The organism is Kribbella sp. NPDC050281, assembly GCF_040655855.1.
Classification (GTDB): domain Bacteria; phylum Actinomycetota; class Actinomycetes; order Propionibacteriales; family Kribbellaceae; genus Kribbella.
Map to the genome: position 1 here is coordinate 74,335 of NZ_JBFAKS010000002.1, position 24,176 is coordinate 98,510.

Sequence of the window (24,176 nt, forward strand, 5' to 3'; positions counted from 1 at the left end):
GCGTCTGTCAGTGCCGGCGGGACGGCTTCGGGAGCTCGCAGCCGGCCTTGTTCAGGTCGATGGTGCGGCTCGCGGTCAGACAGGTGTAGAGCCACCAGGTCTGCTGGCCGTACGCCGCGCCCTGGTCGACGGTGACGTTGCCGTCGGCGTCGACCTCGCACGGGTTGTTCACCGTGCACTGCTCGCCGTCCTCGTTGCCGGTGTTGTTGACCCCGATCACCTCACCGGTCGACGTGCTCACCACCGGCGATCCCGACGTACCGCCGATCGTCTCGCAGCCCGGCTGCTGGTACTTGATCGAGTTCTGCCAGGTCCAGTCACCCTCGCGCAGTTGCGGGATGGTCGCCTGCACCGAGCAGGTGTAGATGCGCTTCCAGTAACCGGAGACGACCGCCATCCCCGCGCCGTTCGCCGGGCCCTGCTTGGCCAGCGTCAGCGGCGTGACGTTCAGCCGGCTCTGGATCGACGCGTAGCTCTCGTTCACCTCGTACACGATCATGTCGGTCTTGGTCATCGTGCCGAAGAGGATCCGGCTGGCCCGGACCGTGCCGGCCCGGCTGGAGTCTGGCCGCAGCAGCGTGATCGAGCGGGTCGACGCACGGTTCACCAGGACCTGGCCCGGGTTCAGGAACCCGCCCTCGTAGCAGTGGCCGTTGGTGAGGACGAGCGCCTTGTCGGTGCCTACTGATTCGGCATACCGGACGAGGGATGCGGAACAGTTGCTGAGCGCGGCGATCCCGGTGAAGTCGGCACCAGGGGCCTGGACAGTGGTCTGCTGGGGAGCGGCCTCGAAGGCTTGGGCCGAACTGGTGCCGAGCAGTGCGATCGTGCCGGCCGCGGCGGCGGCCAGGAACGTACGGAACAGTTTCATGGGGGCGGTTTCCTGTCCTCACTGGATGGGTCTGGAGCTTTCGTAACCGATCCGCCCACCGACAACCATCACAACCGTGTGAAACCAGCCGACCACAGGGTGTCTGCACGGGTTTTCCTGCGCTGTGTGAGGGGGCTGCTACTCTTCGTCTCCGAATCCGACTCGGCTCGAACCATCACCGCGTCCGGCACGTCGTACCCAGTGGTGGTGGGGACGACAGGGTACGGTCGACTGGATTGTTGGCCCGCCGTGCCGCGTGAGCTCAGAGAACGGAAGGACGTCATGCCGCAGGAGAAACCTGACCTGCGCAGTCTCAGCGAGCCGGTGCGATTCAAGCGGGCGCTGACGCTGGTCTTGATGACCCTGGTGCTGCCGGGGTCGGCGCAGATCGTGGCAGGCAGCAAGCGGGCCGGGCGGTACGCCTGGCGGATCGTCGCCGGGCTGGTCGCGATCGCCGTCTTCCTGATCCTGCTCGGCCTGGTCTGGCGTTCCGGCACGATCAACCTGCTGGCCCGTCCGGGCACCCTGCGGACCGTCCAGGTCCTGCTGATCGTGCTCGCGATCGGCTGGGCCGCACTGTTCGTCGACGCCTACCGGCTCGGCCAGCCGCTCACCCTCGAACGCAACCACCGGCTCGCGACCAGCATCCTGGACGGGGTGATGGTCCTCGTGGTGGCCGGCGCGCTGATCTACGCGAGCACGATCGTCAACACCCAGCGTGATCTCGTCGCCAGCATCTTCGGCAACGGCCAGAAGTCGAAGGCCGAGCACGGCCGCTACAACGTGCTGCTGCTCGGCGGCGACTCCGGCGCGGACCGGATCGGCACCCGGCCGGACAGCATCACGCTGGCCAGCATCGACGCCGACACCGGCCGGACCGTCCTGATCGGCCTGCCGCGGAACCTGGCGAAGGTCCCGTTCCCGGCCGGTACGGCGATGGCCAAGCAGTTCCCGGACGGCTTCCAGTGGAACAACTGCGGCGCCGAGTGCCTGATCAACGCCATCTACACCTACGCCTCCAACCACAAGGACCTGTTCCCCGGCGATCCGAATCCCGGTGTGACCGCGACCCGGCAGGCGGTCCAGGCGGTCACCGGACTGAAGGTGAACTACTTCGTGCTGATCGACCTGGCCGGGTTCCGCAACCTGCTCGACGCGGTCGGCGGCATCACCCTCGACATCGGCAAGCGGGTCCCGATCGGCGGCGGCAGCTCGCCCATCAAGGGCTACATCGAGGCCGGCAAGGACCGGCATCTGGACGGCTACCACGCGCTCTGGTTCGCCCGGTCGCGGGCCGAGTCGTCGGACTACGAACGGATGGCCCGGCAGAAGTGCGTGATGTCGGCGATGCTGAACCAGCTGTCGCCGCAGACGGTACTGACCAAGTTCCAGGGCATCGCCAAGGCCAGCAAACAAGTGGTCCAGACCGATATCCCGGCCGGCGAACTGGGCACTTTCACCGACCTCGCGCTGGACGCGAAGAAGCTCCCGGTGTCAAGCTTCTCCGCGGTCCCGCCGCTGATCCACACCGGTGACCCGGACTTCGAGCTGATCCGGACCAAGGTCGCCGAAGCCATCGGGAAGTCGGAAGCGCTGGACAAGGCGGGCTCGGGAGGAGACGGTAAGAAGCCGAGCACTCCGAGTAGTTCCACCAGCAAGCCGACCACCGGCACGACCAAGAAACCGAGCAAGACGAGCAGTCCGTCGAACTCACCGACCAAACCCGCCACCGGCGTCGACGACGTCGCTTCGATCTGTAAGGCCTGACCTGATATGCCGCTGTCCCACTGGCCGCCCGTGTCCGTCGTGATGCCCGTACTGAACGAGGAACGCCACCTCGAGGAGGCGGTCGGCCGCGTCCTCGAGCAGGACTACCCCGGCGAGCTGGAAGTCGTGCTCGCCATCGGTCCGAGCAAGGACCGGACCCAGGAGATCGCGGACAAGCTGGCCGACCGCGACCCGCGGATCAGCATCGTGCCGAACCCGACCGGCAAGACGCCGGCCGGGCTGAACGTCGGCATCGCGAACGCCCGGCACGACATCCTGGTCCGGGTCGACGGCCACGGCGCCCTCACCGACGGCTACATCACCCGCGCGGTCGAGGTACTGGACGAGAGCGGCGCGGACAACGTCGGCGGTGTGATGGCCGCCGAGGGCCGGACGCCGACCGAGATGGCGGTCGCCTGTGCGTACCGGTCCCGGCTGGGGCTGGGCGCGTCGACGTTCCACCAGGGCGGCAAGGCCGGGCCGGCCGACACCGTCTACCTGGGCGTGTTCCGGCGGGCCGCACTGGAGCGAGTCGGCGGGTTCGACGAGACCATGCACCGGGCCCAGGACTGGGAGCTCAACTACCGGATCCGCAAGACCGGCGGCCTGATCTGGTTCACCCCGGACCTGTCCGTCACCTACCGGCCGCGCTCGTCGCTGTCGGCGGTGGCCAAGCAGTTCTTCCACACCGGCCAGTGGCGGCGTGAGGTGATCCGCCGGCACCCCGAGACCGCGAACAAGCGGTACCTGGCTCCCCCGATGGCGGTGATCCTGCTGGCGCTCGGCACGATCCTCGGCATCATCGGCCTCGCCACCGGCAGCAGCTGGCTCGACCTGGGCTTCCTGGCCCCGCTCGGCTACGCGATCCTGCTGCTGGCCGGCTCGGCCGTCGAGGGCCGCTACCTGCCCTGGAAGGCCCTGCTCTGGATGCCGCTGGTCTGCGCGACCATGCACGTCTCCTGGGGCCTCGGATTCCTCCTCGGCCTCCGCGAGAAGCCGAAGGCGATCTAGGGCGGGTCCTAGCCCCGGGCGAATTTGGTGTAGGCGGCGACGACTTCTTCGGCGGTGCCGTCGAGGCGCAGTACGCCGCCGTCCAGCCAGATCGCGCGGTTACAGGTGTCGAGTACGACGTCGAGGCTGTGGCTGACCAGGAACACCGTGCCGGCCTGGTCGCGCAGGTCGCGGATCTTCCGTTCGGATCGGACCCGGAATTCGGCGTCCCCGGTGGCCAGGGCCTCGTCGACGAGCAGGATGTCGTGCGTCTTCGCCGACGCGATCGCGAACTTCAGCCTGGCCGCCATGCCGGACGAGTACGTCGACATCGGCAGGTCGATGAAGTCCCCGATCCCGGAGAACTCGACGATCTCGTCGTACCGCTGCTGGATCTCGGCCGCCGACATGCCCATCGCGAGACAGCCGAGTACGACGTTGCGGTCGCCGGTCAGGTCGTTCATCATCGCCGCGTTGACGCCGAGCAGCGAGGGCCGCCCGCTGGTGTAGACGACACCGGCGGCGGGCGGCAGCAGCCCGGCGATCGCCCGCAGCAGCGTCGACTTGCCGGAGCCGTTGCGGCCGATGACGCCGATCGCATCGCCCTTGTATGCCGTGAAGCTGACGTCCTTGACCGCATGCACCTCGCGGATCGTCGGCCGGTCCTGCCGCTTCAGGATCCGCCGGAACGCCGTCGCCGCCGTACCCTTGCCGCCCTGCCCGGCGATCACCTTGTAGATGATGTCCAGGTGGTCGGCGATGACGGTCGGTTCAGCCTCTGAATCAGCCACGGCCATAGCGGTCCTCCGCACGCCAGAAGTACACCAGTCCGGCCGCCAGCATCACGAACGACCAGACGATCGCGATCTTCCACGCATTCGGCAACTGGTTCGCCTCGTGCTCCGCCAGCAGCGATCTCCGGAAGATGTCGATGTACGCCGAGATCGGGTTGAGCGCGAGCACCTTGACCACCCAGCTCGGCGCGTCCACCTGGTCCAGCTTGGCCGGCAGCGAGAAGAAGATCCCGGACGCGTACAGCCAGGTGCGGGTGACGAACGGTAGCAACTGACTGATGTCGGACACGAACGTCCCGACCCGGGCGCACACCAGGGTGATCCCGATGTTGAACATGGTCTGCAGCAGCATGGCCGGCGCGACGAACACCCAGCGCCAGGTGACTCCGTCCGTGAACCCGACGATCACGAACAGCAGGCCCAGCGAGACCAGCATCTGGTTCAGCTCGTTCACCACGTAGGCGAGCGGCAGGGTCGCGCGCGGGAAGTGCAGGGTGCGGATCAGCGACAGGTTCAGCGCCAGCGAGCGGGACCCCTCGGTCATGCAGCGCTGGGTGAAGGTGAAGACGAAGATCCCGCTGAGCAGGAACGCGACGTAGTTGTCGATCCCGTTCTTGGTGCCGAGGAGGACACCGAAGGCGAGGTAGTAGACCGCCGCGTTGAGCAGCGGTGTCAGTACCTGCCAGAGGGACCCGAGGCGGGCCCCGGCGTACATGGCGTAGGTGCGGGCTCGGGCATAGCTGAGGACGAACTGGCGACGGCTCCACAACTCCCGCAGGTAGGAGTCGAGCGGCGGGCGGATCGAGCTCTGGGAGAGTCCGTAGCGTTCGGCCAGTGCCGCCGGGTCGGTCGCCCCGGTCGGCTCTGCGGCGGTCGGCATGAGCGCCAATGTACTGCCTTCCGTGATTTCGTCGTGACTGCGGTCGGCTCCGGGTCAGCCGATCAGACGCCGGCGGAGGCGGTCGAGATCGTCGTCGGTGAGACCACCGTGCCGCAGGTATGGCTCGGGTCCGCCGTACTTTTCGTCGAGATGACGCAGGATCGCGACCATCGACTCGGCCCGCGTGTCGCGGAACTCGATCAGTTCCGGATGCTGCGAGGGGTCCGGTTCGGCCGCCAACTGCTCGGCCAGCAGTCCGGCCATCCGCTCCTGGGTGAGGAAGTAGTCGGCGACGATCTCGTCCTCGGGCACGCCGGCGATGCTCAGGGCCAGCGCGACCACCATGCCGGTCCGGTCCTTGCCGCCGTGGCAGTGCACGACGACCGCGCCGTCGGGCTCGTCCGCGATGGCCTTCACGGCGGCCGCGAACAGCTCCGGCCGCCGATCCAGCATCCACGTGCACGCCGCGACGATCGTCGGCTGCCCGTGATCCGGGTCGGCGGGATCCTGGAGCGACTGCGCGACCAGCAGCGGATCGCCGACGAACGGACTCGGCGCGGCGGCCGCCTCCGCCTCGCCCCGCAGATCCAGGATCCGGCTGACACCGGAACGCCGTACCGTCTCGACTCCCTGAACGGTCAGATAGTGCAAGCTGTCCGACCGAATCAGCACCCCTTCGCGAACCCTCGCGCCGTTCGCCGTCGGCAACCCGCCCACATCCCGCACATTCCGGCACCCCGGCCAGTCAAGATCCATACGCCTATCCAAACAGAACACGTTACTTGTCAGCGGTCCTGGGGGTGGTCGGGGTTGGGTCCGGGGTGGTACGGAGGTGGGGCTGGGAAGGTGCTGTTCTGGGAGCCGGGTGGGGGCGGGTAGTTGCCGGGGGCACCTGGTGGTTGCTGGGGCGGGGAGGTGTTCGGCGGACGGTTGCGGCGGCGGTTGCGGACGGCGCCGATGGTGAGCAGGACGCCGCCGAGGATGAAGAAGATCAGGAAGGAGCCGATGGCACCGAAGATCGACAGCACGAACGCCACGACCGAGGACTTCGGTCCGGCGGCGTACGTGGCTCCGGTGGTGTCGTCGGTGCAGGAGATGCTGTAGTCCCCCGCCGGGACGGTGTCCACCGACCGCGCGACGACGTACCAGGTCTCGTCGTTGATCGTGATCTGCTCGGAGCCGGTCGGCGCCTTCAGCGGCACGTCGCCACCCGACGCGTCCTTCGCCTCGCACGGCGGATTGAGCACCGGGACGGACGAGTAGATCGTCAGCCCTTCCTCCTTCAGGTGGACCACGCCGCCCGCGACCGACTGCGGCGACTCCGGCACCGTCTCGACGATCCGCCAGACGAAGAACAAGGTCAGCACGGCACCGATCGCGAAGCACGCGATCGCGATCCAGGTCAGCGTCTTCTTCGGCGCAGCCGCCTGCCCCGGATAAGTGCTCATCCACGTCCTCGCTTCGCTCCGGGCGCGGATGAGACACAACAGGCGCTGTGCTCGATGATGAACTCACTGCGTTCGTTCATGGCAGCACGGTAGCCGCTGGAGTGGTTCGTTACGGTACGCCGAGCAGCCTCAGACCCGCCGCGGTCGCGGCAGCCGCCACCACGACCAGCACGAACGGCGCCTTGCGCCACGCAAGCACGCCACCGACCAGTACGCCGGCCGGACGCGCGACGCCGGCCGGCCCGTGGCCGTCCGTCAGGGCAGAGGTGGCGACCAAAGCAGTGAGCAGCACGATCGCCGCCGCGGCAAGGAACTGCTGCGCCCGCTCGGGCAACTCGAACCGGCTGCGCATCACCGGCCCGGCGAGCCGCAGCGAAAAGGTGCCCACGGCAAGAACCAGGATGCCGACCAGCACCAGGGGCGTGTTCGTCATCGTGACACCTCCAGCGCAGGCTTGCCCGCGCGGTAGAACAGCAGCCCCGCCAAGGCAAGCAACACGGGCAGACCGGCAGGCAGGAACGGAGTCGCCGCCAACGCGAACACCACCCCGATCAAGGCCGCCGTACGCGTCGCACGATCACGCAATGCGGGCAGAACAAGGGCCAGCAGCACCGCCGGGAACGCGGCGTCCAGCCCGAACACATCCGTGTCGGTGATGACCGATCCCGCCGCACCACCCACCACGACGCCGATGTTCCAGCACACGAAGATGCCGATCCCACCAGCCCAGTACGCCGCCCGCTTCTGCCGCAGATCGTCCTGTCCCATGGCGAACGCGACATTCTCGTCCGTCATCAGGTGACTGCCCGGCAGGCGCCGCCAGCCGCTACCGATCACGTCACTGACCGCCAGGCCGAAGGCAACGTGCCGGGTGTTGACCAGCAGACCGGCGATCATCGCCGCGATCGGACTGCCGCCGGCCGCCACGATCCCGACGAACAGGAACTGCGACGCGCCCGCGAAGACCACCAGCGACAGCAGCACGGGAACCCACAACGGCAGCCCACCGCCGACGCTGATCGCGCCGTACGAGAGACCGACCACGCCGTCGGCCAGGCAGACCAGCCCGATGTCCCGGGCCAGCCCACGGTCGAGTGTTCGCCAGATCGAACGCATGCGCATTATGATGAACAACGCACCCTGCGTTCGTCAAGCCGAACAAGTGGACCGATGGAGCGAACACGGATGGACACCAAGGCACCGCTAGACGTGATCGCGGCCTCGCTGCGCCGGTACCGCGCGCGAGCCGGACTGTCGTTGACCGAGGTGGCCAAGCGGGCCGGGGTCGCGAAGTCCACGCTGTCCCAGCTGGAGTCGGGGGCCGGCAATCCGAGCGTGGAGACGTTGTGGGCGCTGGCGGTCGCGTTGGACACACCGTTCGCCACGTTGCTCGATCCGCCGCGGCCGAAGGTGCAGGTGATCCGCGCGGGCGAGGGGCCGGTCCTCTACTCCGATCAGGCCGAATACAGCGCGACCCTGGTCGCGTCCTGCCCACCGAACGCCCGCCGCGACATCTACCGCATCGTCGCCTCCCCCGGCCCCGGCCGGAAATCCGAGCCGCACATGCCCGGCGTGGTCGAGCATGTCGTCCTCAGCTCGGGCCGTGCCCTCGTCGGGCCGGCCGACGACCCGATCGAGCTCACTCCCGGCGACTACCTGGCCTACCCCGGCGATCTCCCGCACATCTTCCAGGCCCTCGAGGAAACCGCCGCCGTCCTCGTCTCCGAACACGTCTGAGGCTTGCCCTGAGCAACAAAACGCCCGGAACCACAGTGGTTCCGGGCGTCTCGGCGTACCGAAGGCGTCAGAGCTTGCGGCCGACCGCGCCGGCGATGCACTCCTCCACCTGGTTCAGCGGCTTGATGCGCGGTCCGTCCGGCCACCAGTCGTCACACAGGACCAGGCCCGGCGGGACGAACTCCTGGCCGGGGAACAGTTCGAGAAGCTGCTCGCGGGTGCGGAACACCCCGCTGCCCATCGGGCTGTGGACGAACCTCTCCTCCATCTTCCGGGCGACCTCGGAGTGCTCCGGCGTCTCCGGGTCGTAGAAGTGCGCGATCACCGTGTACGACCCCGGCACGACCGCGTCGACGTACTTCTGCATGATCTGCGGGCCGTCGTTGCCGATGTAGTGGTGCAGCGTGCCGTTGTGGATCACGGCGATCGGCTTGCTGAAGTCGAGGAACTCCCGCACCTCGTCCCGGCCGAGCACCTGGTCGGGGTCGAAGATGTCGGCGCTGACGAACAGCGTGTTCTCGTTCTCCTCCAGCAGCGCGCGGCCGTGCGCGAGCACCACCGGGTCGTTGTCGATGTAGAGAACCTTCGACTCCGGCCGCAGCCGCTGCACCACCTGGTGCGTGTTCTCCGCGGTCGGCAGGCCGGAGCCGCAGTCGAGGTACTGCGTGATGTCCGTCTGGCCGGCCAGGAAGCGGCACGCCCGGATCAGGAAGTTCCGGTTCGACCAGGCCAGGTCGTTGACCTGGGGCGCGACGGTGGCGACCTGCCGGAGCACCTCGCGGTCGATCTCGAAGTTGTCCTTACCGTTCAGCGCGGCGTCGTACACCCGGGCGATGCTGGCCCTCGTGGTGTCCACACCCACCGGAATCGAACTGGGTGCCTTGGTGGCATCGGGCATCAGCAGGACCTCGCAGAATGATCGGGATGTCTGTGGGACGACTCTACTGACCGTAGGGGCCGGTGAACACATGGTGTAAGCGCGTCGGGGTGGACGCGTTCACGTTCCGTTGTGAAATGATCTACCTGCTGTCCGCACCGGGTAGCTTGCTGTGGGAGGCGAGGCGTGACGGAACCGGGCGCGTACGGCGGTCCGACCGCCCTGCGCATCATGCTCGGCGTGCATCTGCGCCGGCTGCGGGAAGAGGCCGGGATCAGCCGGACCGACGCCGGCTGGGCGATCCGTGGCTCGGAGTCCAAGATCAGCCGGCTCGAACTCGGTCGCGTCGGCTTCAAGGTGCGCGACGTCGACGACCTGCTCAGCCTCTACAAACTCGAGGACCAGGACGAGCGCGATCGCCTGCTGGCACTCGCGCGGGACGCGAACAACCCGGGCTGGTGGCAACGGTACGACGACCTCACGCCGACCTGGTTCCATTCGTACCTCGGCCTGGAGATGGCGGCCGACCTGATTCGTACGTTCGAGTTGCAGTTCGTGCCCGGCCTGCTGCAGACGCCCGACTACGCGCGCGCCGTGGTCAGCCTCGGCCGGCTGGACGAGCCACTGGCGAAGGCCGAGGAGGACCGACTGGTCGCGCTCCGGACGACGCGTCAGCAGGTGCTCACCCGCCAGCGCCCGGCGCGGTTGTGGGCGGTCATCGACGAGTCGGTCCTGCGACGGCCGATCGGCAGCAAGAAGGTGCTCAAGGAGCAACTGGAGTACCTGATCGAGGCGTCGAAGCGGCACAACGTCACACTGCAGATCATCCCGTTCGACAAGGGCGGGTACACCGCGACAGGTGGAGCCTTCACGCTGCTCCGCTTCATCGACACGGATCTGCCGGACATCGTCTACATCGAGCACCTGACCAGTGCGGTGTACCTCGACAAACGCGAGGAACTCGACGCGTACGTCGTCACCATGGACGCGCTGTCCATCGCGGCCTCTCAGCCACGCCACACCGAAGGCCTCATCCGCGCTGCCATCGACGCGCTCTGACCCACCGCCACGGGCGTCAGCCCGCCAGTGCGCGGGGTTTCGCTGTGGGGCCGGGGCGGAGGACTACGTCGCGCGGCGTGGGCTCATGGCCGGCTTCGCAGCGGAGGACGACTGTGACGTGTGCGTTGCAGTCGCCGCGGTGGCGCGCCTCGATGGGCGGGCCGCCGTCCAGCGGCAGGTACTGATCGCCCCACTGGATCATCGCGACCAGCACGGGATACAGGTCGAGGCCGGCCTGGGTGAGGCGGTATTCGTAGCGTTCCCGCTGACCTGGCAGACGGTAGGGATGCCGGCGGATCAGGCCGCGCTCGATCAGCGCCGCGAGCCGATCGGTCAGGACCTGACGGGGTACGCCGGCCCGCGTGCGGATGTCCTCGAAGCGCCGTACGCCGACGAAGAGTTCGCGCAGCACGTGGAACGTCCATTTGTCGCCCAGGATCTCCATCGTCCGGGAGATCGTGCAGTTCTCGGTCGACCAGCTCATCGCCTCAGGCACCTGCTCGTTCATGAGATCCAGGATAAGTCCGCTTGACAGACTCAGCCAACCCGAGCCAGGCTGGATCCGTGAACCAGACTCAGATGGGTACGCCGCTCATCCGCCGCGCCGGGGAACCCGACGCGGACGAGCTGGCGCGAATGCTGACCGGGCTGACCGACCTCAGCCTCTACTTCCGGTTCCAGACCGCGATCGGCCGGCCACCCCGGCCCGCGCTCTTGCTCCGGCTGCTCTGCCCCACCGGCGCGTCCTGGGTCGCGACCCGGGGTGACACGATCATCGGCCACTCGATGTGGGCGTGGGCTCACGGCTTCGAAGCGACCGCCGAACTCGCGGTGATCATCAGCGAGGACGACCAGGGCCGCGGGCTCGGCGTGCGGATGCTGGCGACGGCCGCGGCCGGAGCGATCGCGGCAGGTGCCACCCGGTTCCTGTTCGTGGTCAGTCCTGCGAACGACCGGAGCCTGCGCATGATCCGCCGCCGGTGGCCGGAGGCAACGGTCGAACGCGACGGCACGTTGCTGAACTTCGTCGTTGCGGCCCGCCTAACGGACCAGCCGGAAGAAGGCACGGATGTCGTCGACGAGCAGGTCCGGAGCCTCGAGTGCGGCGAAGTGCCCACCGCGGTCGAACTCCGACCAATGGACGATGCGGTGCCGGCGGTCTAGCACCCGCCGGATCGCCGGATCGGTCGGGAACACCGCCACACCGGTCGGCACTCCGGACGGTTCGAGCGCGTCGTCGGCCGCGACCCGATTCTCGTAGTACAGGTTCGCCGATGACGCACTCGTGTTGGTGAACCAGTAGATCGATGCGTCCGTCAACAGATGGTCGAGGTCGACGGCGTCCTCGGGCAGCGCACGCGCCGGATCCGTCCATTCCCAGAACTTCTCCAGGATCCAGGCCAGTTGCCCGACCGGCGAGTCGCTCAACCCGAACGACACCGTCTGCGGTCGCGTGCCCTGCACTTCGGCGTACCCGGTCCCGACCTCACGCAGACGTTCGGCCGCCGTGAGCCGCTCCCGCTCGACATCGGTCAGGTGCTCGACGTCATCCGGCAGGATCGGCGGAAACGCCAGCCCGCCGTTGATGTGTACGCCGACGACGCGGGACGGATCGACGTACCCGAGCAGCGGGGACACGACCGATCCGGTGTCGCCACCCTGAGCGCCGTACCGCTGGTAACCCAACTCCTGCATCAAAACCGCCCACGCCTGCGCGATCCGGCGATGGTTCCAACCAGGGCTCTCGAGCGGGACCGAGAAGCCGTGTCCCGGCACGGACGGCGCCACGACGTGGAAGGCGTCGCGTGGATCCCCGCCGTACGACGCGGGGTCGGTGAGCGGACCGAGAATCGGGAGGAACTCAGCGACCGACCCCGGCCAGCCGTGCGTGAGGATCAACGGCAGCGCATCGGGCTCCGGCGAACGCACATGCAGGAAGTGGATCGTCTGCTCATCGATCCGCGTCGTGTACTGCGGATAGGCGTTCAGCCGCGCTTCCCACGCCCGCCAGTCGTACGCCTCCCACTGTGCCACGATCCCCTGCAGGTATTCGACCGGTACGCCGCGATCCCACGCAGTGCCCGGCAATTGCCGCGGCCACCGAATCTGCCGCAACCGCGCGGCCAAGTCCTCCAGGGCGGCGTCCGGAACGTCGATCCTGAAATCGATCACGACTCAGAGAGCGTGCGCGCGCTCATGCAACGGCTCATAGAGTCCGAGCTCGCTTCCACCGGGCAACCGGAGCGACGTCAGCACTCCCCACGGCTGGCGCTCCGGCGGCTTCACGAACTCCACCCCACGCGCCGTCAGCTCGGCGATCGTCGCGTCGAGGTCGTCGCACATCAGGAACAGCTCGTGCGAGTCCACCTCGGCCGGATGCACCGCCACCTCGGCGGGCGGCAACTTGAAGATCAGCCACCCGTGTCCGGCATCCACATGGGGATACCTGAGCACGTCCCGGAAGAAGTCCCGATCGGCGTCAGCGTCACGGCTGTAGATGATCACATGCGCACCGTTGATCATCTACAGCACTCTAGTTGCACCCGCCGTCGTCGCCGGGTCGCGGCGTCAGCCGATCGGTTCGAGGAAGGTGAGGACCCGGCTCGTGAGCAGCTTCGCCGCGGCTTCGTCGTACCCGGGCAGCGAGGAGTCGGCGAACAGGTGCACCTTGCCGGGGTAGAGGAAGAGCTCCGCCTCGTCAGTGGCGGCGACCAGGGCTCGTGCGGAGTCCAGATCGCCGCCTTCCTCGGTGAAGAACGGGTCCTCGTCCATCCCATGGATCTGGACCGGTACGCCGGCCGGCCAGGACTCGCCGTACTCGGACACCGGTAGGCAGGCGTCGAAGAACAGCGCGCCCTTCGCGCCGGGATGCGTCTGCGCCAACTGCTGCGCCGGCATCACCCCGAGGGAGAAGCCCGCGTAGACGAGACCTTCGCCGAGCCCCTGGGCGGCCTGCACCCCGCGCTCGTGGACCACGCCGAAGCCGGTCTCCCGCGCGTACCCGATGCCTTCGTCGAGGGTGGCGAACGTGCGCCCCTCATAGAGATCCGGCAGGTGGACGGTGTGACCCGCCTGCCGTAGCTCGTCGGCGAAGGTCTTCACCCCGTCGGTGAGTCCCTGCGCGTGGTGGTACAGCACGACCTCGGCCATGATCCGCTCCAATGATCCAGATATCTCGAACAATCCGTGATGCTAGTCTAATCCGATCATGTCGATCAACAGCCCGGTCCCGGATTACGTGCTCGAGGACACCATCGAGCTGACGACGGCCGAGCAGGTCAGGGCGATCAGCGACCCGCTGCGGACGACGATCCTGGGCCTGTTGCACGAGCGCGCCGCGACCGTGACCGAGCTGGCCACCGCGGTCAAACGGCCGAAGAGCACCGTGGCTCATCATGTGAAGGTGCTGGCGGATGCCGGGATCCTGAAGGTCGTCCGGACCCGTCGGGTCCGCGCCATCGAGGAGCGGTTCTACGGCCGGGCCGCGCGGATGTTCTACGTCGGCCTCGGCCGGCGGGTCGACGGGGTCGAGTTGCCGCCGGACTTCAACGACTTCGAGGTCGCCGCCGAGGAGTCCAGGACGGCGTACGACGCCGGACAACTGCGGTCGTTCATCCGCCACGCCCGGATCCCGGAGGAACGCGCCGCGGAGTTCTGGCATGGGGTCGACCGCCTCATCCACAGCTTCGACGAGCTCCCGCGCTCGGGCGACACCACCTATGGCTTCACTGTCGGCCTCTACCCCATCATCGATTACCCGACCCTGCCCCCACCGCCCGAGGACTGACATGCTCCGCCGCGTGATGCTCCTGGCCACGGCCGCCTGCCTGCTGTCGAGCGGGTGTACGTCGGACTCGACCGACCACGCGACGATCCAGGTCGACCACGTGACCGCGCTGGCGGATCAACCTGTCCGTCTGGCGGTCAGCGGACTCCATCCGCACGCGGGCGTGACACTCAGTGCGCAGGCTCCCGATCGCGACGGCAAGACCTGGCGAGCCGAGGCAACCTTCACGGCCGACGACCACGGCGCGATCGACCTCGATCGGGCCGGACCGACCGGCGGCAGCTATCAGGGCGTCGACGGGATGGGCTTGTTCTGGTCGATGAACCCACCGGACGGCGACCCGGACCTCCAGGCCTACGCTCCGCCGGCCGAGGACGGCCGCCCGGTCGAGCACGTCGAAATCCAGGTTCTCCAGAAGGGCAAGACTCTTGCCGACGTCCGGCTGACCAGGCAGTGGCTGGCGGCCGGTGTCACGACCAAAACCCTCACTCTGGCAGCTGACAAGGTGAGCGGGGTGTACGTCGCTCCACCACGCGATGCCCCCAACCGTCCCGCCGTCCTCGTCTTCGGCGGGTCGGAAGGCGGGCTGGGCGTCAAGCCCGTCGCGGCCTTGCTGGCCTCGCACGGGTATCCCGTCCTCGCGATCGCCTACTTCCACGCACCGGGGTTGCCGCAGGACCTTCGCGACATCCCGCTGGAGTACTTCGCGACCGCTGCGCGCTGGCTGGCCCGGCAGCCGGGAGTGGACCCAGCACACCTGATCGCGCTGAGCGCGTCCCGTGGCACCGAGGCGGCGCTGTTGCTGAGCGACCACTTCCCCGACCTGGTGCACGGCGCAGTCCTCTACGCACCGACCGACGTCGTGGTCGGGTCGTTCCCCGAGATCGGCGGCGCGGCGTGGACCCTGGGCGGCAGGGAACTGCAGTACGACGCCCGGATCCCGGTCGACCATGTCAGCGGGCCGGTGCTCGCGATCGCCGGATCGGACGACCAGCTCTGGCCGTCGATGACGGCGGCACCACGGATCGCGCTGGAGCTCGATGACGCCCACAACCGCTTCCCGCACCGCGCCTTGATCTACCCGCAGGCCGGTCACGCTGTCAGCGGAGCGCCGTACCTGCCGATGGGGACGAAAGAGGTGCATCCGGTGACGCGCAGAGTCATCTCGCTCGGCGGCACTCGGGCGGGCAACGAGGCCGCGCTCCGGCAAGGGTGGACCGCCGTGCTCGCGCTGCTGGAGTCACTCGCGCGCTGAGCGATAGGCGCTCGGGGTGGTGTTGGTCAGTTGGCGGAAGACCCGGGCGAAGTGCTGGCTCGAGCTGAAGCCAAGAGAGAGGGCCAGCGCGGTGATGGTCAGGTCGCTGGACTCCAGGAGCTGCCGGGCGCGGTCGATGCGGCGCTCGTTGAGGTAGCGGTGCGGCGGCTGGCCGAGGTGGTCGGCGAACAGTTCGGCCAGGTACGACGGCGCGAGGCCGACCCGGTCAGCGAGTCGGCGGAGCGTCCAGTGTTCGTGAAACTCCTGCTCCAGCAGGCGTTTCACGGTCCGCACTGCCGGATGCATCGCCAGTTGTGGCGCGGCGGTCGGCGCCATCGCCCGCGCGACCGACAGCACCAGGTGGTCGACCGCCAGCGCCAGCCCGGTGTCGTTGTACTCGTAGCGGGTGGTGAGTTCCCGGACGAGTTGCGCGAAGGCATGCGCGACCTCTCCCGCCTCGCGGTGCACGACGGTTGTGGGCCAATCCAGGGTCAGCGCGGGCTGGCGTCGTACGACCGGATCGAGGTCGATGGCGGCGAAGTAGAAGTGGTGATTGCCGGAACGACCGGCCAGGTGATGCACGAGATCCGGAGGTACGGCGAACAGGTGGCCGGGCTGGAGGAGGTAGCTCGCGTCACCGGCCACCCAGCGCGTCACGCCGTGCAACTGCAGGTAGATCTCCCACACCGGATGCTGGTGTGGCTCGATCAGGAACTGCTCCGGGACCCACTGCTCACCGGCGTGTACGAGACCGCTGACAGGGTCGTGTACGTCGGCGTGGAAGCCCGCACGCAGCCCACGAGGCTGGGTCAGAGACACCTGAAGATTGTGTCCAGTTGACTGAACAACGGCAACGCGGCGAACCGTCCCGCTTTCCTACGGTTGCCGGCATGACAGAACTCCCCGGGGCTGACGACATCGCCTTCTATAGTGAGCACGGCTACTGGATCTCGCCCGTGATCGTGCCATCCGACGTCCTCGACGCGGCCGATCGCGGCATGGAGCGCTTCTACGCCGGCGACCACGACCACTCCCTCCCCAACGTGCCGGCGACGCGTGGCTGGCAGCCGTCGGACGGCGACGTACTGCGGAAGAACGACTACTCCTCGCTCCGCGTCGACGAACTCGCGGCGCTGGTCCGGCACCCGGCGATCGGTGCGACGGCCGCCGCACTGTCCGGCGCGGACGGGATCCGGCTGTGGCACGACCAATTGCTCAGGAAGCCGGTGGGCGGGTCGGCGCGCGTGGGGTGGCACACGGACCGGCAGTACTGGCAGTCGTGTACGTCGGACGACATGCTCACCGCGTGGGTCGGGTTCCACGACGTCGACGAGGTCAACGGCGCGGTGTCGTTCCTGCCCGGCAGCCATCGCTGGGACATCACCGGCCTCGACTTCTTCTCCCAGGACGCCGATGCCCTCGAGGCCTCGATCGTGGCGCAGGGCTTCGACCCGACTCCCGTCGTACCCCGGATGCGCCGCGGCCAGGTCAGCTTCCACCACTGCCGCACCGTCCACGGCAGCTCCGCCAACCGCGGTACGGCGCCCCGCCGCTCGCTGGCCATCCACCTCCAACCCACCACCAACCGCTGGCGCTCAGGCGCGAGTCACCCGAACGACACCCTGGTCCGCACCGACCCCACCACCGACGGCCCCGACTACACCGACCCCGCGATCCAGCCGTTGCTCTGGCCAACCGATCGGAAGTAGCCCCCAACGGCGGACGGGACTTGTTCGTCTGGGTGGGCGTGGAGACGATCGTCGCGTACGCGGTTCCGCGCTGACCTTGAGAACCGGACCATGGTCCGTTAAGGTCACGGGCATGGATGTGCGTGCGGGACTCGAGCTGATCAAGGAGCTCGGCAGCCAGGACTACTGGCTGGCCGTGCTCGTCACCCGTCGCCGGTCCGGGGAGCCGGCGGTCTCGGTCGTGAATGCCGGTGTCCTGCCGCATCCACTCACCGGGGAGCCCGTCGTCGCCCTGGTCGCGCGCGGCCGGACGGCCAAACTCACCTACCTGCGCCGGGATCCGAACGCGACGCTGGTGTTCCGGGCGGGCTGGCGGTGGATCGGGGTCAGCGGGCCGGTCGAGCTGGCCGGGCCTGATGACTCGCTGCCCGGTCTCGACGCGGAGCAGTTGCGGCTGCTGCTGCGCGACATCTACCACGCGGCCGGCGGACAGCATCCGGATCTCGACGAGTACGACCGCGAGATGGTCGCGGACCGACGTACGGCGGTTCTGCTCAAGCCTGAGGGCTTCACCAACAACCCGGCCGGGGCCGACCATGTGGAGGACGAATGATCGCGCCGGTTCCCGGGCCGGGGACGATCCAGGCCTGGTCGGATTTGCTGTGTCCGTTCGCGTTCGTGGCCGTTCATCGGCTCCGGGCGGCGCGGGAGCGGCTCGGTCTCGACGGCCAGGTGCACCTCGATCACCACACGTTCGCGCTCGAGTTGTTCAACGGGCCGCACTCGAGGCCGGGCACCGACAGCGAGGCCGTCGGTCTCGGTCAGGTGGCGCCGGAGCTCGGGTTCCGGCTGTGGACGCGGCCTGACTGGACCTATCCGTCGACCGTGCTGCTCGCGGCCGAAGCTGTACACGCGGCGAAGGAACAGGGTCTGCGCGAGTCGGAGGATCTCGACTACGCGTTGCGCTGCGCCTTCTGGCAGGAGTCGCTTTCGATCGGGCACCGGCAGGTGATCCTCGACGTCGCCAAGGGGGCCGGCTCGATCGACGTCACCGCACTCGCCGCAGCCCTCGACGACGGCCGCGCCCGCGCCACTGTCATGGCCGACCACGCCGTCGCCACCACCGACGCCATCCAAGGCAGCCCCCACCTGTTCCTCCCCGACGGCACCAACTTCCACAACCCCGGCATCACCGTCCACTGGGAGGGTCCGTACGCCTCCGGCTACCCCATAGCCCAAAACACCAACCCCACCTGGCCCAACCACCTCCTGAACCAGGCCGCCGGAGCTCCCAGCCACCCATGATCCGTCCGACGGTGCGGCACCGCGCATCGACACAAGTGATCGCTTGACCTGGAGTGCACTCCAGATCAGATGATGGGACGCATGACGTCATACGCACCGGCCGAGGCGTCCGAGCGCACCGGCCTCAGCCTGGACACCCTGCGCTACTACGAACGCCTCGGCCTCTTCGGTCCGGTACGGCGTACGACCGGCGGCAAGCGGATCTACAGCGAGCACGACGTGGCCTGGCTGCGGCTGCTGATCTGCCTGCGCCAAGCCGGCCTGGGGATCACCGACCTGCAGCGGTTCATGGGCAGCCTGCGGAACCGCACGAACGGCAACGCGGGCGTGGTCGAGCTGCTGGAGAGTCACCGCGACCGGCTGCGCGACGAGATCGCGAAGATGAACCTCGCGCTGGGCGTCCTGGACGACAAACTCAACTACTACCGTACGGCGGACGTCCGCGAAGCCGCTGAGTCCGCTCAGAGGAAGTAGGGATAGGGCAGTTCCGGCGCGCTGGCGGTGTCCAGCTGTTCCAGCTGCTCCGGCGTCAGCGACCATCCGACCGCGCCCAGGAGATCGTCGAGGTACCTCGGCAACCGCGGACCGATGATGGGCGCGGTCACCTCGGGCTGCTGCAGCAGCCAGCGGACGGCCACCTGCGGCATCGTCCGTCCGGCGTCCTTCGCGACCGCCTCGAGCGCATCAATCACACCCCAGGTGTGGTCGTTGGCGTACCGGTCCCAGGAATGCGTTCCGGGTCCGGAGGCCTTGCTGCCCTGGGGCGGCGCCGTCATGCCACGCCGGAAGGCGCCCGACAACCAACCGGAACGGAGCGGGGACCAGGTGATCACGCCAAGGCCTTCGTTCCGGCAGACCGGAAGCAGTTCCCACTCCGGACTCCGGTCGAGCAGGGTGTAGAGCGGCTGCAGACTGGCGAACGACTCCCAGCCGTTCTGCCGGCACAGCTCGATCGCCTTCTGCAGATGCCACGCGTGGAAGTTGCTGGCTCCGATGTAGCGGACCTTGCCGGACCGCACCAGGGTGTCGAGGGTCGACAGCGTCTCGGTGAGCGGCGTGCTGTCGTCCCACCGATGTAGCTGGTAGAGGTCGATGTAGTCCGTCCCGAGACGGCGCAGGCTCGCGTCGACGGCGTCGAGGATGTGCTTGCGGGACAGGCCGCGTTCGTTCGGCTGTGATCCCATCGGGCCCCAGACCTTGGTCGCGATGACGAGGTCCTCCCGCCGCTGTGTCTTCAGCCAGCCGCCGAGCACTTCCTCCGACCTGCCGGCGCCGTACACGTCGGCGGTGTCGATGAACGTTCCGCCCGCGTCCGTGAACTTGTTCAGGATCTCCGCGCTGTCCTGCTCGTCCGTCTGCCCGCCGAACATCATCGCGCCGAGACACAGCTCGCTGACCTTCAGCCCGGTTGCTCCGAGGTTTCTGTAATCCATGTCCCGACGTTAGGACCTGGAGTGCACACCAGCTCAAGCCCTTTTCTGTGACATCACTGGCGACCTCAGCTCCACTTATCGGGGGACGGTGCATCAGCCGCTCCCGGTGGGCCGCGAGTGTCGATGAACTTAAAAGCATTCAGATTCTGAGTTATGCTCAGATCATGGCTCGATGGACGGCAGCCGACGTACCCGATCAGTCCGGGCGGATCGCCGTGGTGACCGGCGCGAGTGCTGGACTGGGACTGGAGACGGCGAGAGTGCTGGCGGCGCGTGGTGCGGTGGTCGTGCTCGCTTGCCGCGACACCGCGAAGGGGGCGGCGGCGATCGGTGGGGCACGTGTGGTGGAGCTCGACCTGGCCTCGCTGGGGTCGGTTCGTGAGGCCGCTGAGATCATCCGTACGACCTGTCCGCGGCTGGATCTGCTGATCAACAACGCCGGTGTGATGAATGTGCCGTTCCAGCGCACCGAGGACGGCTTCGAGCTCACGTTCGGCACCAACCATCTCGGACACTTCGCGCTCACCGGGCTGTTGCTCACTCACCTGTTGCGGACAGGCGGATCGCGGGTCGTCACCGTCACCAGCAACGCCCACCGTCGTGGACGCCTCGACCTGGATCCAGAGCAGGAGTACAAGGCTGGTACGGCGTACGACCGCTCGAAGCTGGCAAACCTCTTGTTCGCCTACGAACTGCAGCACCGCCTGGATGCCGCCGGAGCTACGACCGCCTCGCTGGCCGCGCACCCAGGCAACGCCCGCACCGGCCTGTGGCGAACGAGCTCGGGACTCGAACGACTCCTGATCGGACGAGCCCTGCGACCGGTCAACTTCTGGCTCGCCCAAGACGCCCACCAGGGCGCGCTGCCGCAGCTCCGCGCGGCGACCGACCTGTCCGCGCGCGGCGGCGAGTGCTACGGGCCGGACGGTTGGTTCCAGTACGCCGGCTCGCCTGGCCGGGTCCGGACGAGCCCTTCGTCGTACGACCGTGAGGCAGCGAAGCGGCTGTGGACACTGTCCGAGCAGCTCACCGAGGTCAGCTATCCGGTGACCGCATGAGTCGGCCGTCCTACCACCACGGGAGCCTCAGGGCGTCACTGATCGACGACGCGATCGAGCTCATCACCGAGCGCGGCGTCGCAGCCTTCTCTCTCGCGGAGTCCAGCCGCCGGCTGGGGGTCGCCGTCAGCGCGCCGTACGCACACTTCGCCGGCCGCGCCGACCTGCTCGCCGCGGTGTGCGTTCACGCCCTCGAACTCTTCCGCGACGAACTGGAGCCGAGACTCGCACGATCGGCCACACCGGCCGACCGGCTCGCGGCCATCGCGCGGGCGTACGTCCGCTTCGCTTCTTCTCACGAGGCGTTGTTCCAGCTGTTGTTCTCGACCGAATTCGGATCGAGCTTGGACAAGGCCCGTCATCCCGAGATCGCAGCTGCCGAACAGCCGATCGAAGAAGTGTTCCTGGACTCGGTGAAGGCCTTCACCCCGGACAAACTCGCGGCGGAAGCCCTGGCCGCCGCTGTCGAGGCGACCGCTCATGGTCACGCGACCCTTCTCCTCGACGGCCGCTTCGGCACCGGACCCCGCGCGACCACCCGTGCCGCCACGTCGGCTGCCCGCGCCACTCTCGCGCTACTCGACGGCCGTGACCAGCTCCGCCCGCTACCCACCCGGAAGGCGACGTAGTATCCAGCCGGTTGGCAGCAGTGAACCAAGGAGGGCACATGAGCGATCGACCGAGCACCGACGCGGACCGCAGTACCTCGTCCTCACCTGTGCCGGTGATCGATGCGGTGGCCTTCGACGCATCGGAACCGGACGCACTCGCACGCTTCTGGCAGTCACTGCTCGGCGGCGAACTGCGCCCGGCCGACGACGGCGTCATCGAGCTGCACGGCGCCGCCGTCCGCCTCGACTTCGCCCCGGTCCCCGAGACCAAGCAGGTCAAGAACCGCCAGCACCTCGACCTGTACGTCCCACCCGACACCCGCAACGACGCCATCGACCGCGCCCTGAAACTAGGCGCCTCCCGAGCCGACGACATCTACGACGGCGGCCTCTGGCAATGCATGCGAGACCCCGAAGGCAACGAATTCTGCTTCGTCTGGGGCGCAGCCTCCCGCCCGAGCGAATGACCTGAACGGTCAGCCGAGCTCGGGCCGCGCACCCCGGTGCACAGCAGGGCCGGCGGCCGTTTGACGGCGGAGGTGTAAGAATTTCTGGCTTTTCGTGCGAGCCGTCAGGTCCGCGCTGGTCTCGACCTGGGCGCGGCTGGTGGAAGGGGGCCGCGGACTTGGCGCGCTTGGACGATGCCGAACCGGATTGCCCAGGCGGGGTAGGCGAGGTAGATCCCGAGCCAGCCGAGCTGTGCGATCCAGATCCAGCCGGGTGCGGTCGCCATGTCGTCGAAACGGAGGAGAATTCCAGGCACGGCGACGACGCCGAGTGCCATCAGCGCACCGGCGAGAATGCCCAGCGGCCGGAGTCCTCGAGGCCACGCGCCGGCTTGGGGGTTGCTCCGGTTGAAGGTCATGAGCCACGCCCCGATCCCGGCGAAGCCCAGGCTCGACACGAGCCCGGCGAGGAAGAAGCCGGTCGCCTCGGACACCACGAGCGCTGACCCGACCACCGTGATCGGCGCACCGATGAGCGCCGCGCCGACGGCGAGGCTGCCGGTCCGGCCCGCAACGTGCCGCCGAAGCTTCCAGGCAAGGCATGCGCTCAGAACGCCGGTCGCAGCATTGCCGATGTCGTTGATCGCGCCGAACGGACCGCCCACGACGAAGTACGTCCCGAGCAACAGCGCGCTGCCGGCGGCAACGACGCCCACGGCGACGGCCAGCCGCCCCGTGTCCCGATCCTCCGCGCCGTCCATGCTCGACCTCCCCCGCCGAAGGTGAACCTGCGTCCCCAGAAGTGAGTATTATTTGTCTGCCACCAACAGTCAATAGAATGGGCAAGGACCATCGAATGCCTCGCTCCTACAACCTCGGCCGACGGGCCACCCCGAAGGCCGAAACCCGGGCACGGATCGTCGCAGCGGCCCTCGAGATCTATCGCGATCGCGGCCTGGCCGCCGCGTCCAACCTCGCGATCGCCCAGGCGGCGGACGTCGCCCCGGCCACGGTGCGAAACCACTTCCCGCAGCAGGACGACCTGGCCCGAGCGACCTTCGACGCCATGCTCGCCGAGCTCCGGATCCCGACGGCCGCGATCTTCGACGGTCTCAGCGGCGTTCGCGAGCGCGTCGAGCGGCTCGCCCGCGAGCTGGCGGCCTTCTACGAGCGGAGCCGGCCCTGGTGGCGGGTGTACGAGCGAGAGCCGGAACTGATCCGTGCCTGGGGCGGCGGCGTCGACCGGTACTACGCCGACGTCGAGCGCCTGATGCTCGCCGCGCTCGACGAGCTGTCGTCGGACGAACGGTCGGTGGCGGTCGTCGCATCATTCATCGGGCCGCCGGCGTTCTTCGCCCTCAAGGAACGCGGCTTCAACTCGGACGAGGCCGTCGAGTTGACGCTCGAGCTCGTACTTCCCTGGCTCGAACGGCGCCGCGACGACCTGGCGCCGTGATGGTCATCCGTTGGTGGTGGCAATGAGCCGCTCGGCCACGTCGCGCAGCTTCACATTGCCGTCCTGGGACAAGCGGGCCAGGAACGCGAAGGCGCGATCGTCGCGCAGGTGATAGCGCTCCATCACGATGCCGACCGCCGTACCGATCCGGCCACGGGTCCGGACGGCCTCGCGCAGATTGTGGATCTCGCGGGCGTAGTCGATCGCCATCGCCGCCTGGTGCCGGAACAGCTCACCGATCGACCCGAGGTCGCTGAACGCACCGAGCTTGCGCGCGTACAGATTCAGTGCGCCGCGCGACTGCGGAGCATCGAACAGGCGGATCGCCGCCTGTGCCTGGATCCCCGCGGCCACCGCGCTGACCGCGTAGCGCGAAAATCGCGCGTCGTGCGCCAGGTCAGGCGCCGCGACATGAACAGCGTCCGCCGCGGCGTCGTAGCAGGGACCTTCACGCAGTTCGTACTGCGCAGCGTCGAGACCCCACAGCAGGTCGTCGGTCGGCGCAGCCGTCTCCAGCCGGCCGTCGCTGTGCAGGATCGTGATGCTCGCGTAGTCGGTGTCCGGCAACGATTCGACCGCGGCGGCCGTGATGCGACTCAGCGTGTGGTCGAGGTCGCCAGGAGTCAGCGTCTTCGCCAGCCGCTGGGCGAGGTCCAGAAGTCCGTCGTCGTTCACGGCATTGCCAGTACCCCGGATGACGACCCGGATGCACGC

General features: G+C 68.2%; 30 protein-coding genes and 1 pseudogene. 15 read left to right on the forward strand and 16 right to left on the reverse strand.

Going from position 1 to position 24,176, the window contains the following annotated elements:
• Nucleotides 1-7 precede the first annotated feature (7 nt).
• Nucleotides 8-871: a serine protease gene (locus AB0I34_RS02885; protein WP_360438330.1), complete on the reverse strand. Its 864-nt coding sequence runs from the start codon at nucleotides 869-871 to the stop codon at nucleotides 8-10.
• Nucleotides 872-1,153: 282 nt separating this feature from the next.
• On the opposite strand from AB0I34_RS02885, the gene AB0I34_RS02890 reads away from it, so the two are divergent.
• Both AB0I34_RS02890 and AB0I34_RS02895 read left to right on the forward strand, forming a co-directional pair.
• The gene (locus AB0I34_RS02890) at nucleotides 1,154-2,638 is read left to right on the forward strand and encodes an LCP family protein (RefSeq protein ID WP_360438333.1); all 1,485 of its coding nucleotides are present in this window, start codon (nucleotides 1,154-1,156) and stop codon (nucleotides 2,636-2,638) included.
• 12 nt (nucleotides 2,639-2,650) lie between these two features.
• Nucleotides 2,651-3,649, forward strand: coding sequence for a glycosyltransferase family 2 protein (locus tag AB0I34_RS02895; protein ID WP_360439115.1), 999 nt, complete (start codon nucleotides 2,651-2,653; stop codon nucleotides 3,647-3,649).
• Nucleotides 3,650-3,657: 8 nt separating this feature from the next.
• Here AB0I34_RS02895 and AB0I34_RS02900 read toward each other — a convergent pair whose 3' ends face one another.
• The 6 genes from AB0I34_RS02900 to AB0I34_RS02925 form a co-directional block, all read right to left on the reverse strand.
• On the reverse strand, nucleotides 3,658-4,419 hold the full coding sequence (locus AB0I34_RS02900) for an ABC transporter ATP-binding protein (protein WP_360438336.1): 762 nt from the start codon (nucleotides 4,417-4,419) through the stop codon (nucleotides 3,658-3,660).
• Entirely contained in the window at nucleotides 4,412-5,302 is an 891-nt protein-coding gene (locus AB0I34_RS02905) for an ABC transporter permease (RefSeq protein ID WP_360438339.1), read from the reverse strand. The genes AB0I34_RS02900 and AB0I34_RS02905 overlap by 8 nt, the downstream gene beginning before the upstream one ends.
• Nucleotides 5,303-5,356: 54 nt before the next feature.
• Nucleotides 5,357-6,058, reverse strand: a complete 702-nt coding sequence (locus AB0I34_RS02910; RefSeq protein ID WP_360438342.1) for a tyrosine-protein phosphatase — start codon at nucleotides 6,056-6,058, stop codon at nucleotides 5,357-5,359.
• Between the two features lie 29 nt (nucleotides 6,059-6,087).
• Entirely contained in the window at nucleotides 6,088-6,750 is a 663-nt protein-coding gene (locus AB0I34_RS02915; protein ID WP_360438346.1) for a hypothetical protein, read from the reverse strand.
• A gap of 109 nt (nucleotides 6,751-6,859) precedes the next feature.
• Nucleotides 6,860-7,183, reverse strand: a complete 324-nt coding sequence (locus tag AB0I34_RS02920) for an AzlD domain-containing protein (protein ID WP_360438349.1) — start codon at nucleotides 7,181-7,183, stop codon at nucleotides 6,860-6,862.
• Nucleotides 7,180-7,866, reverse strand: a complete 687-nt coding sequence (locus AB0I34_RS02925; protein ID WP_360438352.1) for an AzlC family ABC transporter permease — start codon at nucleotides 7,864-7,866, stop codon at nucleotides 7,180-7,182. Before AB0I34_RS02925 ends, AB0I34_RS02920 begins: the two co-directional genes overlap by 4 nt.
• A gap of 54 nt (nucleotides 7,867-7,920) precedes the next feature.
• Here AB0I34_RS02925 and AB0I34_RS02930 point away from each other — a divergent pair, with 54 nt between their 5' ends.
• Nucleotides 7,921-8,487: an XRE family transcriptional regulator gene (locus AB0I34_RS02930; RefSeq protein WP_360438355.1), complete on the forward strand. Its 567-nt coding sequence runs from the start codon at nucleotides 7,921-7,923 to the stop codon at nucleotides 8,485-8,487.
• Nucleotides 8,488-8,554: 67 nt separating this feature from the next.
• Here the strand turns inward: AB0I34_RS02930 and AB0I34_RS02935 are convergent, their stop codons facing one another.
• Nucleotides 8,555-9,385 (reverse strand): SAM-dependent methyltransferase, encoded by an 831-nt coding sequence (locus tag AB0I34_RS02935; RefSeq protein ID WP_360438358.1) that lies wholly within the window; start codon nucleotides 9,383-9,385, stop codon nucleotides 8,555-8,557.
• A gap of 165 nt (nucleotides 9,386-9,550) precedes the next feature.
• On the opposite strand from AB0I34_RS02935, the gene AB0I34_RS02940 reads away from it, so the two are divergent.
• On the forward strand, nucleotides 9,551-10,423 hold the full coding sequence (locus AB0I34_RS02940) for a helix-turn-helix transcriptional regulator (RefSeq protein ID WP_360438361.1): 873 nt from the start codon (nucleotides 9,551-9,553) through the stop codon (nucleotides 10,421-10,423).
• Nucleotides 10,424-10,439: 16 nt separating this feature from the next.
• On the opposite strand, the gene AB0I34_RS02945 is transcribed toward AB0I34_RS02940, so the two are convergent.
• Complete coding sequence (locus AB0I34_RS02945; protein WP_360438364.1) at nucleotides 10,440-10,931, reverse strand: helix-turn-helix domain-containing protein; 492 nt, start codon at nucleotides 10,929-10,931, stop codon at nucleotides 10,440-10,442.
• Between the two features lie 128 nt (nucleotides 10,932-11,059).
• On the opposite strand from AB0I34_RS02945, the pseudogene AB0I34_RS02950 reads away from it, so the two are divergent.
• A pseudogene (locus AB0I34_RS02950) lies at nucleotides 11,060-11,386 on the forward strand (GNAT family N-acetyltransferase); the annotation flags it as partial.
• Nucleotides 11,387-11,464: 78 nt separating this feature from the next.
• On the opposite strand, the gene AB0I34_RS02955 reads toward AB0I34_RS02950, so the two are convergent.
• The 3 genes from AB0I34_RS02955 to AB0I34_RS02965 are packed head-to-tail and all read right to left on the reverse strand — an operon-like array spanning nucleotide 11,465 to nucleotide 13,573.
• The gene (locus AB0I34_RS02955; RefSeq protein ID WP_360438367.1) at nucleotides 11,465-12,595 is read right to left on the reverse strand and encodes an epoxide hydrolase family protein; all 1,131 of its coding nucleotides are present in this window, start codon (nucleotides 12,593-12,595) and stop codon (nucleotides 11,465-11,467) included.
• Between the two features lie 3 nt (nucleotides 12,596-12,598).
• Nucleotides 12,599-12,946, reverse strand: a complete 348-nt coding sequence (locus AB0I34_RS02960; protein ID WP_360438370.1) for a VOC family protein — start codon at nucleotides 12,944-12,946, stop codon at nucleotides 12,599-12,601.
• 45 nt (nucleotides 12,947-12,991) lie between these two features.
• The gene (locus tag AB0I34_RS02965; protein WP_360438373.1) at nucleotides 12,992-13,573 is read right to left on the reverse strand and encodes a dienelactone hydrolase family protein; all 582 of its coding nucleotides are present in this window, start codon (nucleotides 13,571-13,573) and stop codon (nucleotides 12,992-12,994) included.
• 58 nt (nucleotides 13,574-13,631) lie between these two features.
• Between AB0I34_RS02965 and AB0I34_RS02970 the strand changes: the two genes are divergently transcribed.
• Complete coding sequence (locus AB0I34_RS02970) at nucleotides 13,632-14,210, forward strand: winged helix-turn-helix domain-containing protein (protein WP_360438376.1); 579 nt, start codon at nucleotides 13,632-13,634, stop codon at nucleotides 14,208-14,210.
• Nucleotide 14,211: 1 nt separating this feature from the next.
• Nucleotides 14,212-15,465, forward strand: coding sequence for an acyl-CoA thioesterase/bile acid-CoA:amino acid N-acyltransferase family protein (locus AB0I34_RS02975; RefSeq protein ID WP_360438379.1), 1,254 nt, complete (start codon nucleotides 14,212-14,214; stop codon nucleotides 15,463-15,465).
• Here the strand turns inward: AB0I34_RS02975 and AB0I34_RS02980 are convergent.
• Entirely contained in the window at nucleotides 15,451-16,284 is an 834-nt protein-coding gene (locus AB0I34_RS02980) for an AraC family transcriptional regulator (protein ID WP_360438382.1), read from the reverse strand. The genes AB0I34_RS02975 and AB0I34_RS02980 overlap by 15 nt on opposite strands.
• 71 nt (nucleotides 16,285-16,355) lie before the next feature.
• Between AB0I34_RS02980 and AB0I34_RS02985 the strand changes: the two genes are divergently transcribed.
• The 4 genes from AB0I34_RS02985 to AB0I34_RS03000 all read left to right on the forward strand — a co-directional run bounded on the left by AB0I34_RS02985 (nucleotide 16,356) and on the right by AB0I34_RS03000 (nucleotide 18,932).
• A complete protein-coding gene (locus tag AB0I34_RS02985) occupies nucleotides 16,356-17,174 on the forward strand; it encodes a phytanoyl-CoA dioxygenase family protein (protein WP_360438385.1) in 819 nt (272 codons plus the stop codon).
• Nucleotides 17,175-17,286: 112 nt separating this feature from the next.
• Nucleotides 17,287-17,766 (forward strand): pyridoxamine 5'-phosphate oxidase, encoded by a 480-nt coding sequence (locus AB0I34_RS02990; protein ID WP_360438388.1) that lies wholly within the window; start codon nucleotides 17,287-17,289, stop codon nucleotides 17,764-17,766.
• Complete coding sequence (locus AB0I34_RS02995; protein WP_360438391.1) at nucleotides 17,763-18,458, forward strand: DsbA family protein; 696 nt, start codon at nucleotides 17,763-17,765, stop codon at nucleotides 18,456-18,458. Before AB0I34_RS02990 ends, AB0I34_RS02995 begins: the two co-directional genes overlap by 4 nt.
• A gap of 81 nt (nucleotides 18,459-18,539) precedes the next feature.
• The gene (locus AB0I34_RS03000; protein ID WP_360438394.1) at nucleotides 18,540-18,932 is read left to right on the forward strand and encodes a MerR family transcriptional regulator; all 393 of its coding nucleotides are present in this window, start codon (nucleotides 18,540-18,542) and stop codon (nucleotides 18,930-18,932) included.
• Here the strand turns inward: AB0I34_RS03000 and AB0I34_RS03005 are convergent.
• The gene (locus AB0I34_RS03005; protein WP_360438397.1) at nucleotides 18,920-19,891 is read right to left on the reverse strand and encodes an aldo/keto reductase; all 972 of its coding nucleotides are present in this window, start codon (nucleotides 19,889-19,891) and stop codon (nucleotides 18,920-18,922) included. The two genes, AB0I34_RS03000 and AB0I34_RS03005, sit on opposite strands and share 13 nt — an antisense overlap.
• A gap of 164 nt (nucleotides 19,892-20,055) precedes the next feature.
• Between AB0I34_RS03005 and AB0I34_RS03010 the strand changes: the two genes are divergently transcribed.
• Genes AB0I34_RS03010 through AB0I34_RS03020 form a run of 3 tightly spaced genes read left to right on the forward strand, consistent with a single transcriptional unit; the run spans nucleotide 20,056 to nucleotide 22,027 of the window.
• Nucleotides 20,056-20,949: an oxidoreductase gene (locus tag AB0I34_RS03010; RefSeq protein ID WP_360438399.1), complete on the forward strand. Its 894-nt coding sequence runs from the start codon at nucleotides 20,056-20,058 to the stop codon at nucleotides 20,947-20,949.
• On the forward strand, nucleotides 20,946-21,578 hold the full coding sequence (locus tag AB0I34_RS03015; protein WP_360438402.1) for a TetR/AcrR family transcriptional regulator: 633 nt from the start codon (nucleotides 20,946-20,948) through the stop codon (nucleotides 21,576-21,578). The genes AB0I34_RS03010 and AB0I34_RS03015 overlap by 4 nt, the downstream gene beginning before the upstream one ends.
• A 38-nt stretch (nucleotides 21,579-21,616) precedes the next feature.
• Nucleotides 21,617-22,027, forward strand: coding sequence for a VOC family protein (locus tag AB0I34_RS03020; protein ID WP_360438405.1), 411 nt, complete (start codon nucleotides 21,617-21,619; stop codon nucleotides 22,025-22,027).
• A 104-nt stretch (nucleotides 22,028-22,131) separates the two neighbouring features.
• Here AB0I34_RS03020 and AB0I34_RS03025 read toward each other — a convergent pair whose 3' ends face one another.
• Complete coding sequence (locus AB0I34_RS03025; RefSeq protein WP_360438408.1) at nucleotides 22,132-22,767, reverse strand: hypothetical protein; 636 nt, start codon at nucleotides 22,765-22,767, stop codon at nucleotides 22,132-22,134.
• A 95-nt stretch (nucleotides 22,768-22,862) separates the two neighbouring features.
• Between AB0I34_RS03025 and AB0I34_RS03030 the strand changes: the two genes are divergently transcribed.
• The gene (locus AB0I34_RS03030; RefSeq protein WP_360438411.1) at nucleotides 22,863-23,462 is read left to right on the forward strand and encodes a helix-turn-helix domain-containing protein; all 600 of its coding nucleotides are present in this window, start codon (nucleotides 22,863-22,865) and stop codon (nucleotides 23,460-23,462) included.
• 3 nt (nucleotides 23,463-23,465) lie between these two features.
• Here AB0I34_RS03030 and AB0I34_RS03035 read toward each other — a convergent pair whose 3' ends face one another.
• On the reverse strand, nucleotides 23,466-24,137 hold the full coding sequence (locus AB0I34_RS03035) for an ANTAR domain-containing protein (protein ID WP_360438414.1): 672 nt from the start codon (nucleotides 24,135-24,137) through the stop codon (nucleotides 23,466-23,468).
• Between the last annotated feature and the right edge of the window lie 39 nt (nucleotides 24,138-24,176).